This is a genomic window from Sphingomonas changnyeongensis (genome assembly GCF_009913435.1).
Classification (GTDB): domain Bacteria; phylum Pseudomonadota; class Alphaproteobacteria; order Sphingomonadales; family Sphingomonadaceae; genus Sphingomonas_B; species Sphingomonas_B changnyeongensis.
The window spans coordinates 16,980-29,055 of the sequence record NZ_CP047895.1 but is presented as its reverse complement, the minus strand read 5'-3'; the positions used below and the strand labels follow the sequence as shown (position 1 = coordinate 29,055).

At 68.1% G+C, this 12,076-nt stretch carries 9 protein-coding genes and 3 pseudogenes; 7 read left to right on the top strand and 5 right to left on the bottom strand.

Going from position 1 to position 12,076, the window contains the following annotated elements:
• Positions 1-76: 76 nt before the first annotated feature.
• From GVO57_RS00150 to GVO57_RS00140, 3 genes and pseudogenes are all read left to right on the top strand, one after another.
• Positions 77-1,278 (top strand): annotated as a pseudogene (locus GVO57_RS00150) (CoA transferase).
• Positions 1,279-1,282: 4 nt separating this feature from the next.
• Positions 1,283-2,431, top strand: a complete 1,149-nt coding sequence (locus GVO57_RS00145) for an acyl-CoA dehydrogenase family protein (protein WP_160590842.1) — start codon at positions 1,283-1,285, stop codon at positions 2,429-2,431.
• Positions 2,432-2,778: 347 nt separating this feature from the next.
• Entirely contained in the window at positions 2,779-3,060 is a 282-nt protein-coding gene (locus GVO57_RS00140) for a hypothetical protein (RefSeq protein ID WP_160590840.1), read from the top strand.
• A 111-nt stretch (positions 3,061-3,171) separates the two neighbouring features.
• Here GVO57_RS00140 and GVO57_RS00135 read toward each other — a convergent pair whose 3' ends face one another.
• The 5 genes and pseudogenes from GVO57_RS00135 to GVO57_RS00115 form a co-directional block, all read right to left on the bottom strand.
• Positions 3,172-3,888, bottom strand: coding sequence for an acyl-CoA dehydrogenase family protein (locus tag GVO57_RS00135; protein WP_160593733.1), 717 nt, complete (start codon positions 3,886-3,888; stop codon positions 3,172-3,174).
• On the bottom strand, positions 3,888-5,039 hold the full coding sequence (locus GVO57_RS00130) for an acyl-CoA dehydrogenase family protein (protein ID WP_160590838.1): 1,152 nt from the start codon (positions 5,037-5,039) through the stop codon (positions 3,888-3,890). The genes GVO57_RS00135 and GVO57_RS00130 overlap by 1 nt, the downstream gene beginning before the upstream one ends.
• On the bottom strand, positions 5,039-5,845 hold the full coding sequence (locus tag GVO57_RS00125; protein ID WP_160590836.1) for a crotonase/enoyl-CoA hydratase family protein: 807 nt from the start codon (positions 5,843-5,845) through the stop codon (positions 5,039-5,041). The genes GVO57_RS00130 and GVO57_RS00125 overlap by 1 nt, the downstream gene beginning before the upstream one ends.
• Positions 5,836-6,674: pseudogene (hemF, locus tag GVO57_RS00120) on the bottom strand (oxygen-dependent coproporphyrinogen oxidase). Before hemF ends, GVO57_RS00125 begins: the two are co-directional and overlap by 10 nt.
• Positions 6,675-6,762: 88 nt before the next feature.
• Positions 6,763-7,215, bottom strand: a complete 453-nt coding sequence (locus tag GVO57_RS00115) for a tRNA (cytidine(34)-2'-O)-methyltransferase (RefSeq protein WP_201752709.1) — start codon at positions 7,213-7,215, stop codon at positions 6,763-6,765.
• Between the two features lie 165 nt (positions 7,216-7,380).
• Between GVO57_RS00115 and petA the strand changes: the two genes are divergently transcribed.
• The 4 genes and pseudogenes from petA to GVO57_RS00095 all read left to right on the top strand — a co-directional run bounded on the left by petA (position 7,381) and on the right by GVO57_RS00095 (position 12,068).
• The gene (gene petA / locus GVO57_RS00110) at positions 7,381-7,956 is read left to right on the top strand and encodes a ubiquinol-cytochrome c reductase iron-sulfur subunit (RefSeq protein ID WP_160590832.1); all 576 of its coding nucleotides are present in this window, start codon (positions 7,381-7,383) and stop codon (positions 7,954-7,956) included.
• Positions 7,953-9,262 (top strand): annotated as a pseudogene (locus GVO57_RS00105) (cytochrome b). Before petA ends, GVO57_RS00105 begins: the two are co-directional and overlap by 4 nt.
• A gap of 11 nt (positions 9,263-9,273) precedes the next feature.
• Positions 9,274-10,131: a cytochrome c1 gene (locus GVO57_RS00100; protein ID WP_160590830.1), complete on the top strand. Its 858-nt coding sequence runs from the start codon at positions 9,274-9,276 to the stop codon at positions 10,129-10,131.
• Between the two features lie 953 nt (positions 10,132-11,084).
• Positions 11,085-12,068, top strand: a complete 984-nt coding sequence (locus tag GVO57_RS00095) for a GGDEF domain-containing protein (RefSeq protein ID WP_160590828.1) — start codon at positions 11,085-11,087, stop codon at positions 12,066-12,068.
• Positions 12,069-12,076: the final 8 nt, after the last annotated feature.

The following is a 12,076-nucleotide window of genomic DNA, read 5'->3' as shown; positions in this document are numbered from 1 at the left end:
AATGAAGGGCGCCGCCGGCGGCTGACCGGCCCCGCCGCGCGCCCGCGCGGCGAGGACATTCGGGATGAGGGCGCCGATGACAGCGTTGCTGGCGGGCCTGACGGTCATCGAGGCGTCGTCCTTCGTCGCCTCGCCGACTGCGGGATTGTATCTGGCCCAGATGGGGCGGAGGTGATCCGCGTTGACCAGCTGGGCGGCGGGCCGGATTTCCGGCGCTGGCCGCAGACCCCCGGCGGTGACAGCCTGTATTGGGAAAATCTCAATCGCGCCAAGGCGTCGGTGGCGCTCGATCTTGGCCAGCCGGCGGGGCGCGAGCTGCTGCAGGCGCTGGTCGTGGCGACCGGCCAGTTCCTGACCAACTTTCCGGCGACCGGCTTTCTGGCCCATGCGCCGCTCGTCGCGCGGCGGCCGGATCTGGTGACCGTCCGGGTGATGGGCCGGGCCGATGGCGGGCCGGCGCTCGACTATACGGTCAATGCCGCGGTCGGCATTCCGCAGATCACCGGCCCGGCCGATCTGGGCGATGCGCCGGTCAACCATGTGCTGCCGGCCTGGGATCTGCTGACCGGGGCCTATGCCGCCTTTGCGATGCTGGCGGCGCTGCGCCACCGCGATGCGACCGGGCAGGGCGGCGAAATGCGCGTGCCGCTGCAGGATGTCGCGACCGGCACCATCGCCAATCTGGGCATGCTTGCCGAAGTGCTGACGACGGGGGCCGACCGGCCACGAATCGGCAATGACGTGTTCGGTGCGTTCGGGCGCGATTTCGTCACCGCCGATGGCCGCCGGCTGATGCTGATGGCGATCACGCCCCGGCAATGGACCGGGCTGGTCACGGTGCTGGGCATCGGCGCTGAGGTCGCCGCGATCGAGGCGGCGCGCGGCGTCAGCTTCGCGCGCGACGAGGGGCTGCGCTATGCCCATCGCGACGCGCTCTATCCGCTCGTCGAGGCGGCGGTCGCGGCGATCACCGCCGCCCGGCTGATCCCGGCGCTCGAAGCGGCCGGGGCCTGCTGGGGCGGCTATCAGACGATGCGCGAGGCGGCCGCCGATCCGGCGCTGGTGACCGCCAATCCGATGTTCGGCACCGCCGCCAATCCCAGCGGGCTTGCCTATCCGGCGGCCGGGGCGTTCGGCGCCATGGCCGGCGCGCCGCGTGCCGAACCGCGCCCGGCGCCGGTGCTGGGCGCGGATACCGAAACCGTGCTTGCCACGCGGCTTGGCCTGTCGGGCCGCGAGCTTGCCGATCTGCGTCAAAAGGGTGTGATTGGGGAGTGATGGGATGACCGACCATGCGGCGATCCGCGCCGAAGTGGCTAAGCTGTGCGCCGGCTTTCCCGGCGAATATTGGCGCGAAAAGGACCGCGCCCGCGCCTATCCGACCGAGTTTGTGCAGGCGCTGAGCGATGCCGGCTATCTCGCCGCGCTGATCCCGGAAGCCTATGGCGGGGCGGGGCTGCCGCTGTCGGGCGCGGCGGCGATCCTTGAGGAGATCCAGGCCCAGGGCTGCAACGGCGCTGCCTGCCATGCCCAGATGTACATCATGGGCACGCTGCTGCGCCACGGATCGGACGCGCAAAAGGCCGATTATCTGCCCCAGATTGCGCGCGGCGAGCTGCGTCTGCAGGCCTTTGGCGTGACCGAACCGACCAGTGGCACCGACACGCTGGCGCTGCGTACCACCGCCCGGCGCGAGGGCGATGACTATGTGATCGACGGCCAGAAGATCTGGACCAGCCGGGCCGAGCATAGCGACCTGATGCTGCTGCTCGCGCGCACCACGTCGCGCGATCAGGTGGCGCGCAAGACCGACGGGCTGTCGGTGTTCCTGATCGACATGCGCGCCGCGATCGGCAACGGCCTGACCATCCGCCCGATCGAGACGATGATGAATCATTCGACGACCGAGGTGTTTTTCGACGGCCTGCGCGTGCCGGCGTCGAGCCTGGTCGGCGAGGAGGGGCAGGGCTTTCGCTACATCCTGTCGGGGATGAACGCCGAACGGCTGCTGATCGCGGCTGAGTGCATCGGCGACGCCAAATGGTTCATCGCCCGCGCCACCGCCTATGCGCGCGAGCGGCAGCTGTTCGGGCGGCCGATCGGGCAGAATCAGGGCGTGCAGTTCCCGATCGCCCGCGCCTATGCGCAGATGCGCGCCGCCGAGCTGATGGTCGCCTCCGGCATCGCCCGCTACGAGGCCGGCGAAAATGCCGGCGAGGAAGCCAATATGGCCAAGCTGCTCGCGTCCGAGGCCAGCTGGGCGGCGGGCGAAGCCTGTGTGCAGACGCATGGCGGCTTCGGCTTTGCCGCCGAATATGATGTCGAGCGCAAGTTCCGCGAGACGCGGCTCTATCAGGTCGCGCCGATCAGCACGAACATGATCCTCGCCTATGTCGCCGAACATGTGCTGGGCCTGCCGCGCAGCTATTGAGGCGGCGTGTGCCGGGCCCGTGGCGGGCGTGCCCGGCACGAAACGGCGGCGTGACGAATCGTCTTGACCTTTACGTAAGCGTGGGGCTAGACAGGTTTCGGGTCGCAACCTATGCTGCGATGCAACAGGCGATTCGGCCGGGCGTTCCCGGCCGGGCCGCACTGCCCGGCGGGCGGCCGTCTGCCGGGAACTGGAACGATATGAGCGGGCGCAAAGCCCGTCGGGACGGCGGCCTTCCGGGGCCGTCACGAGGGTGCGGGATCGGCGCGTATTTCTCCGCAAAAGGGCGGTGCTGGTGCGGCCTGTTCCGTTTCTTGCCAGTCCCGCTTCGTAAAGGAATCCGAACGATGAAGCCTGCTTTTCTTGCTTTCGCCCTGATCGCTGCTGCTCCGGCCTTCGTTTCGGCCGCGCCGGCTTTCGCCCAGGACGGCGCCATCGCCGCCGACACCCCGCTCTATGACGCCGAAGGCAAGCGCGTCGGCCTGATCAACCGCGTCGCCGAGCAGAAGTGGGTCAAGGTGATCTACAAGGATCATTTCGTGACCATCGGCTGGGACCAGCTGAAGGTCGAGGACGGCCGCGTTGTCACCAACCTGACGCGCCGCGAGATTGGCCGCCTGAAGGGCTGAGCCACGCCCGCCTGCTGCAACGCAGCGGCGGATCGCACCCGACAAAAAGGCCCGCCCGGCAAAGTCCGGGCGGGCCTTTTGCATGGCCGGCTCTCTTCGCTGCGGCCGGCGTCAGCCGCCCAGCACCGCCCGCACAAAGCCGAGCGAGGCGCCCGGTTCGCCCGCCCCGGCTGCCGCCAGCCGGGCGGTGCCGAGCCGTTCGGCCCAGAAGCTTTCGCTGCCCGCCGTCATGCGCAGCCGGTGCAGCTGCCCGGTGATCCGGTGCAGCGGAAAATCGCGGGTGATGCCGATCGCGCCGTGCACGGCATGGGCGATGCCGGTCATCACCGGCACGGCGGCACTCGCCACCGTCTTTGCCATGGCCGCCAGCGGCACCGGCGGCAGCGGGCCGGCGCGGCAAGCCGCCTCTGCCGCCACGCGCACCAGCACCACCTGCTCGGCCAGCTGGGCCAGCTGATGCTGCACCGCCTGGAACTGGCCGATCGCCCGGCCGAACTGACGGCGGGTATTGGCGTGAGCGAGGCACATGTCGAGCAGTGCCTCGCCGCCGCCGGCAATCTCGTTGGCGGCCAGCACCGCCAGCAGCGCCTGATCGGCCAGGGCAGAATCGGACGGCGCGGCAGCGGTCGCGCGCGCGGCCATCGCTTCCGCGACCGGCAGGTCGATCGCCCGCCGCCCCAGCGCGCGCAGCACCGGCGGCGCCTCCTCCAGCCCCGGCCCGGTGCCGGGGACGAGCAGATCGAGATAGCCGGCGGCGTCGAGCGCGGATCCCAGCGCATCGGGTGCGTGCGCGTCGAGCAGCCGTTCAAACGGGCCGAGCAGATCCATCACCTGACCCCCAGCGCGCGCGCGATGATGCCGCGCAGGATTTCGCGCGTGCCGCCGCGCAGCGAATAAGCCGGCGCGATCGCCAGCGCGTGGAACAGCGTTGCCGACAGCTCGGCGCTCACCGCTTCGTCGGGCCGCGCCGCCAGATCGTCGGCGACCAGCATGGGCACCGATTGTTCAAAGCCGGTGCCCAGATCCTTGAGCAGCGCCGCTTCCACCGCCGGTTCCTCGCCCGCCGCCAGCCGCGCGGTGACCGCGACCGACAGCGCGCGCAGCGCCGCCAGCTCGGCGGTCAGCCGCCCGGCCAGCCGGGTGCGGGCGGGATCGGCGGTGTGGCAGGCGACATGCGCGATCCACTGGTCGAGCAGCACCGCGCTCGACCAGATCCGCTCCGGCCCCGAACGCTCGAACGCCAGCTCGGCATTGACCTGGGTCCAGCCTTCGCCTTCGCGCCCCAGCAGCGCATCGGCCGGCAGCGCGACATCGTCGAAAAAGACCTCGTTGAAATCCTCATGCCCGGTCGCATCGGCGATCGGGCGGATGGTGATGCCGGGCAGGCGGAGGTCGATCAGCATCTGCGACAGGCCGCGCTGGCGATCGCCGCTGTCGCCCGAGGTGCGGACGAGTGCGATCATATGGTCGCAGTGCTGGGCGTTGGTCGTCCAGATCTTTTGCCCGCTCAGCCGCCAGCCGCCATCCGGCTGGCGCACGGCCCGTGTCCGCACCGAGGCGAGGTCCGATCCCGATTCCGGTTCGCTCATGCCGATGGCGAAAAAGGATTCGCCCCGGCAGATGGCGGGCAGATGGCGCTGGCGCTGCGCCTCGCTGCCATGGGCGAGGATCATCAGCGCGCTCTGCCGGTCGGCGATCCAGTGCAGCCCGACGGGTGCGCCCGCCGCCAGCAGCTCCTCCACCACCACATAGCGGGCAAAGGCATCCATGCCCGCCCCGCCATAGGCGACCGGCAAGGTGAGGCCGAGCAGCCCCGCCCGGCCCATCGCCCGGCTGAAATCGCGGTCGGCGGCCAGCCAGCTGCGGATCCGCCGGCTGGCGGGCAGGGGGGCGACATGTTCGGCGATCAGCGCCCGTACGCGCGGGCGCAGCGCCTCCGCCGCCTCGGGCAGCGGCATGAACCGCAGCGTGTCGAACATCAGCTGCCCTGAAAGCGCGGCGGCCGCTTGGCAAGGAACGCGTCCACCGCCTCGTCATGATCGGCGGTGGCGTGGGCAAGCGCCTGCATCGCCGCCGACAGGTCGAGCAGCGCCGGCAGCGTCGCCGTCTGCCCTTCGCGCAGCAGCCTTTTGGTCATGCGCACCGCCTGGGGCGGGTTGGCGGCGATCCTGGCGGCGACCGCGCGCGCGGCATCGAGCAGCGCATCGCCCGGCACCACCCGCGACACCAGCCCGATCGCCAGCGCCTCGTGAGCGTCGATGGTCTCGCCGGTCAGCGCCAGTTCGGTCGCGCGGGAAAAGCCGACAATCCGTGGCAGCAGCCATGCCCCGCCATCGCCCGGCACGATGCCCAGGCGGACAAAGCTTTCGGCAAACACTGCCGTGTCGGCGGCGATGCGGATGTCGCACATGCACGCAAGGTCCAGCCCCGCGCCGATCGCCGGGCCGTTGACCGCCGCGATCACCGGCACTTCGAGCGCATGGAACAGCAGCGGCAGGCGCTGGATGCCCGCGCGGTAGCGGCGGCGCGTATCCGCCGGCAGGTCGGCGCGCAGCCCGGTGCCCGATTTCATCGCGCGCAGATCGCCGCCCGAGGAAAAGGCGCTGCCCGCGCCGGTCAGGATCACCGCGCGCACGCCGATATCCTGATCTGCCGCCTCAAGCGCGTCGACGAGTGCGTCGACCATCTCGGGTTCCGACACCGGATTGCGCTTGTCGGGCAGGTTGAGCGTCAGCGTGACGACCGCGCCGTCGCGCGCGGCGAGCAGCGGGCCGGTCACGGCCATTTCGCCTCGGGCGGCAGGCTCATCAGGATCGCATCGATATTGCCGCCGGTTTTCAGCCCGAACAGTGTGCCCCGGTCATAGACGAGGTTGAACTCGGCATAGCGGCCGCGCCAGATCAGCTGGGCCTCGCGGTCCGCCTCGGTCCAGGCCTCGTTCATCCGGCGGCGGACGAGTGCGGGATAGATGTCGAGAAACGCCTCGCCGACCGCGCGGGTGAAGGCGAAATCGCGGTCGAAATCGCCTTCCAGATGGTCATAGAAAATCCCGCCCACGCCGCGATGCACGCCGCGATGGGGGATGTAGAAATAGTCGTCGGCCCATTTGCGGAACCGCTCATAATAGCCGGGGTCATGGGCGTCGCACGCGGCCTGCAGCCGGGCGTGGAAATCGGCGGTATCCTGATCCTTGGGCAAAGGCGGGTTCAGGTCCGCGCCGCCGCCGAACCATTGCCGGGTCGTGCGCAGGAAGCGCGTGTTCATGTGCACGGCCGGCACATGCGGATTGGCCATATGCGCAACCAGGCTGATCCCGGTGGCGAAAAAGCGCGGATCCTCGCCCGCGCCGTGGATGGTCTTGCCGAACTCACCCTCGAACCGGCCGCCGACGGTCGAGACGTTGACGCCGACCTTTTCAAACACCCGGCCCTTCATCAGCCCCTGCACGCCGCCGCCGCCGGGCGTGCCATCGGGGTCGTGCCGGTCCCAGGGGTGTAGGAAAAGCGTGCATCCGATCCGGCCTCGCGTTCGATCGCCTCGAACGTCGCGCAGATCCGGTCCCGCAGGCTTTCGAACCAGGCACGCGCCGCCTGTTGCTGTTCATCCAGTTGCACGCGTGCCGTTCCCCCTTTTGATCAACTTGTTGCGCGGCAAGGTGGGCCGGGGCGGGCACCGGGTCAAGCCCGAACCCTGAACGGGTCATCAGCCGGGGCTGGTCCCGGTCTGGCGCAGCGCCTCGGCCGCCGCGATGGCGGCGGCGACCGACAGGTTGAGCGACCTGAGGCCGGGGCGGATCGGAATGCGCACGCGCAGATCGGCGCGTTCGTGCACGAAAGCAGGCGCGCCCGCGCTTTCGCTGCCCATCAGGATGATGTCGTCGGGGCGGAACCCGGCATCAGCCACCGGCACGCTGCCGCGCGCTGCCATCACCACCAGCCGGGACTGTCCGACCGTCGCCAGAAACGCATCCCAGTCGGCATGGCGCGTCACCTGCACATGGTCGAAATAGTCCATGACCGCGCGCCGCACCCGCTTGTCGTCCCAGGCAAAGCCCATCGGTTCGATCAGGTCGACCGCGACCCCAAGACAGGCAGCGGTGCGCAGCACCGCGCCGACATTGCCGGCAATGTCGGGCTGGAACAGGGCGAGGCGGATCATTCCCCCGTAAAAACCCGGAGAACATCCTGTTTGCAAGTTAAACAAACGGCGCTATTGGCCCCTCAGCCGGGGGTATGCCCTGGCGGCGCGAGCTATGGGAAGCCAGGCCTATTCCGCTCCCGGTTCGTTCGCGCTCGGGGTTTCGCGACAAAAAGGCAGACCATGGCCACGATTGAGCAAACGCACAGCGATGAGGCGCTCGCCCCCGAAGGGCATCGCCGTCGCGATTTTATCAACATTGCCGCCGTTGCGTTCGCGGGTGTCGGCGGGGCCGCGTTCGTCGCGCCGCTGGTCAACCAGATGAACCCGGCTGCCGACGTCCTCGCGCTCGCCTCCACCGAGGTGGATCTGTCGCAGATCCAGCCGGGGCAATCGATCAAGGCCATTTATCGAAAACAGCCGCTCTTCGTCCGTCACCTGACGGCCGAAGAGATTGCCGCCGCCAACAAGGTGGCGACGGACACGCTGCGCGATCCGCAGACGCTCGCTGATCGCACCAAGCCGGGCAAGGAACAGTGGCTGGTGACGCTGGGCGTGTGCACCCATCTGGGCTGCGTGCCGCTCGGTGCCGCCGAAGGCGAGAACAAGGGCGAGTTCGGGGGCTATTTCTGCCCCTGCCACGGCTCGCACTATGATTCCGCTGGCCGCATCCGCAAGGGCCCGGCGCCGAAGAATCTCGAAGTGCCGGACTATGCGTTCCGGTCTGACACCGTCATCGAAGTGGGAGCTGCAGCATGAGCTTTCCCTGGGCAAAGCAGTATGAGCCGAAGCATCCGCTCATGAAGTATCTGGACGAGCGGCTGCCCGTGCCGCGGCTCGTCTACAACGCTGTCGGCGGCGGGTATCCCGTGCCGCGCAACCTCAATTATTTCTGGAACTTCGGCGTGCTTTCGGGACTTGCGCTGGGCATCCAGATCATCACCGGCATCGTGCTGGCGATGCATTTCGCCGCCAACGGCCTGGTCGCGTTCGACTCCGTCGAGCACATCATGCGCGACGTGAATGCCGGCTGGCTGATCCGCTACATGCACGCCAACGGCGCCAGCTTCTTCTTCATCGTCGTCTACATCCATATCTTCCGCGGGCTGTATTACGGATCCTACAAGGCTCCGCGCGAGATGGTGTGGCTGCTCGGCCTTGTCATCTTCCTGCTGATGATGGCGACGGCGTTCATGGGCTATGTGCTTCCCTGGGGCCAGATGAGCTTCTGGGGGCCAAGGTGATCACCGGCCTGTTCTCGGCGATCCCGCTGGTCGGCGAGCCGATCCAGATCTGGCTGCTCGGCGGCTTCGCGCCCGACAATGCGGCGCTCAACCGCTTCTTCTCTCTGCACTATCTGCTGCCGTTCGTGATTGCGGGCGTCGTGATCCTCAAGATCTGGGCGCTGCATATCCCGGGTTCGTCGAACCCGACCGGCGTCGAGGTGAAGCAGGCGTCGGACACCGTGCCGTTCCACCCCTATTACACGGCCAAGGACGGCTTCGGCGTCGGCGTGTTCCTGCTCGCCTATTGCGCGATGGTGTTCTTCGCGCCGAACTTCCTCGGGCATCCGGACAATTACATCGAGGCGAACCCGCTCTCGACCCCGGCCCATATCGTGCCTGAATGGTATTTCTGGCCGTTCTACGCGATCCTGCGCGCCTTCACCGTCGACTTCATCCTGCCGGCCAAGCTGCTGGGTGTGGTGGCGATGTTCGGCTCGATCATCCTGCTGTTCTTCCTGACGCTCATCGACCGCTCGCCCGTGCGCTCGACCAGCTACCGGCCGCTCTACAAGCCCTTCTTCTGGGTGCTGGTGGCCGACATTCTGGTGCTCGGCTATTGCGGCGGCGCGCCGGCGGAAGAGCCGTATGTGATCATCTCGCAGGTCGCGTCGATGTATTATTTCGCGCATTTCCTGATCATCCTGCCGATCGTCTCGGCGATCGAGCGGCCGCTGCCGCTGCCCAACTCGATCACCGAGTCGGTGCTCCAGGGTAAGGCTCAGGGATCGGCCCCGCTTGGCGCGGGCGGCACCTTCGGCGCGCCGCAGCCGGCCGAGTAAGGAAGACAAAAATGGCTCGTTTGATCGCATTCCTGGTCGGACTTGGCTTCTGCCTCGTCCTGCTCGTGTCCGTCATCACGGGCGCCGTCAGCTTCGCGCGCGACGGCAAGCCCGTGACGGCTGAAAAGCTGTTCCACAAGCATCCGCGCAGCGCCGGCCTGTCGAGCGACGGCCCGATGGGCAAGTTCGACCGTGCCCAGCTCCAGCGTGGCTTCCAGGTTTACAAGGAAGTCTGCTCGGGCTGCCACTCGCTGAAATATGTGTCGTTCCGCAACCTCGCGGACCTTGGCTATTCCGAGGCCGAGGTGAAGGCGATTGCCGAGCAGTGGGCGGTGCAGACCCCCTCGGTGAACCCGGAAACCGGCGAACCGGCGACGCGCAAGAACCTGGCGTCCGACCGTTTCCCGACCCCGTATCCCAACGAGGTCGCGGCGCGGGCGGCGAACAACAACGCGCTGCCGCCGGATCTGTCGCTGATGGCCAAGGCCCGTCACGACGGCAGCAACTACATCTACTCGCTGCTGACCGGCTATCAGGACCAGCCCGCCGAACTGCTGAAGAAGTTCCCGGACGTGAAGACGCCGGACGGGCTGTACTACAACCCCTATTTCGCCAACCTCAACATCGCCATGCCGCCGCCGATCGCCAGCGACGATCAGGTCGCCTATGCCGACGGCACCAAGGCGACGGTTGACCAGATGGCGAAGGACGTTTCGGCCTTCCTCACCTGGACGGCTGAACCGAAGCTGGAAAACCGGCATTCGACCGGGCTGGCGGTGATGATCTTCCTGATCTGCTTCACCGTGCTCGCCTATATGTCGTACCAGAATATCTGGGCCGACAAGAAGGGCGCGGCGGTCGCCGGCTGATCCCGATGACCTGATCCGGCTGGTTTCAGCCGGACCGAACAGGGCGGTGGACCACCGGGTCCGCCGCCCTTTTTCGTGGCACTCAGAACCCGATCGTCAAAATGCGCGGGCAAAGGATACGGCCGGAACAAACGGCGTTTAAGCGGCGCTAACGACTTTTTGGCTAGGGTCCGCCGCGTGGGTGGACTTGGTGCGAGATTCGCGGCGGCGTGCGGCTGGCTGGCGCTGGTGCTGGCGTGCCTCGCCATGCCTGTGGCGGCTGCGACGCCATTGCCCTCCTCGGCCCCACCGCCGCGCACCGGGCCGGTGAAGCTGATCGAGACCTGCCGCCTGCTTGCACCCGCCGGGCTGGACATTGCCCAGATGCTGCCCCTGCTCGACCGCTGCGACCAGCCCGCGCCGCTGTCTGCGGTCGGGACGACCTGGTTCGCCTATCATGTGCCGCTGGGTCCGTCCGCGCGTTACCCGCGCAGCTGGCGGCTGATGCTCGACAATCATCGCAGCCGGTCGGTCGATGCCTGGCTGTTCGGCGACGATGGCCGGCGCGTCCATGTCCATTATGATCCGACCGACCCCGACCGGGCCTGGGGAACGGCTGGCTATATGTCGCTGCCCGCTGTGCTCGATGCCCGTGTCACCCGCGTCGTCGTCCGCCTCGAGGCGGCGGTTGGCACCACCTATGTCCGCGCGCCCTGGATGATGTCGGCGCTCGAGTTTTCAAGCTATGACCGCGACAGGGGGCTGATCTTCGGGGCTGCGGTCGGCATGCTGCTGCTGACCATCCTGTTCCATTCGTCGCTGTTTTTCGCGATCCGGCGGCGGTTCCAGCTGATCTACTGCGCCCATGTCGGGCTGATGCTCGGCTATGCGATCTGCTATTCGGGGCTGGTGCGCGTCATCGCCCCTGGCTCACCGCCGGCACCATCTCCCGGATCGTCGGGTTCACCATGGCGATGGCGACCGCGACCGGGATCAGCTTCGTCGTCACCTTCATCGACCGCGCAGCGCTGCCGGGCTGGCAGCGGCGCTGGGCGTTTGTGTCGGCGCTGGGGTCCGCGATCACCGCGATCCTCTATGCGCTCGCCCCCGACGATCAGCTGGCCGGTGCCGCGATGCTCGCCAACATGGCGGCGCTGAACACGCTGGTCGCGACCGCGGTGCTGGTCGGGACCGGTTGTATCCGGCGCTATCCCTCGGCACTGGCGCTGCTGGCGGGCTGGACGCTGCCGCTGATCGTGTCGTTCCTCTATCCGCTGCGCAGCATTGGGGTCATCCGGCCCGATCAGCTGCCCGATGCGCTGCTGCTGGCGGTGATGACGCTTGAATGCCTGATCCTGTCGCTGCCGGTCGCCGGGCGCATCCGGCAGCTGCGGCTGGAGAATGAGCGCGCTCTCGAACGGCATCAGGCGCTCGAGCAGCAGGCCCAGACCGACATGCTCACCGGTCTCGCCAACCGGCGCGGCTTTCGCGAAGCGCTTGATCGGGCGGCGCTCGGCCTTGCGCCGGACTCTCTGCTCGGCCTGCTCGCGATCGACATCGATCATTTCAAGCGCGTCAACGACCGTTACGGGCATGGAACCGGCGATCAGATCCTGCAGCATGTCGCCGATCATGTCGCGCGCGTCTCCGGTGCCGGGGCGATCGTCGCCCGCTATGGCGGGGAGGAGTTTCTGGTCGCGCTCACCGGCCATGATCTCGCGCGTGCCGCGACGCTGGCCGAGCGCATCCGCGCGTCGGTGGTGTCGAGCTTTGATCCCGAATCGCTGCTGCCGAGCGTGACGATCAGCATCGGCGTTGCGGCGGGCGCGCTGTCCAGTCTCGACATGCTGGTGCTGGAGGCCGACCGCGCGCTTTACCGTGCCAAGGATGAGGGGCGGAACCGGGTCGCGCTTGCCCGGCCGGAGGACCGGCCCGGACGGCAACGGGCTGCGGCATAAACCACGTA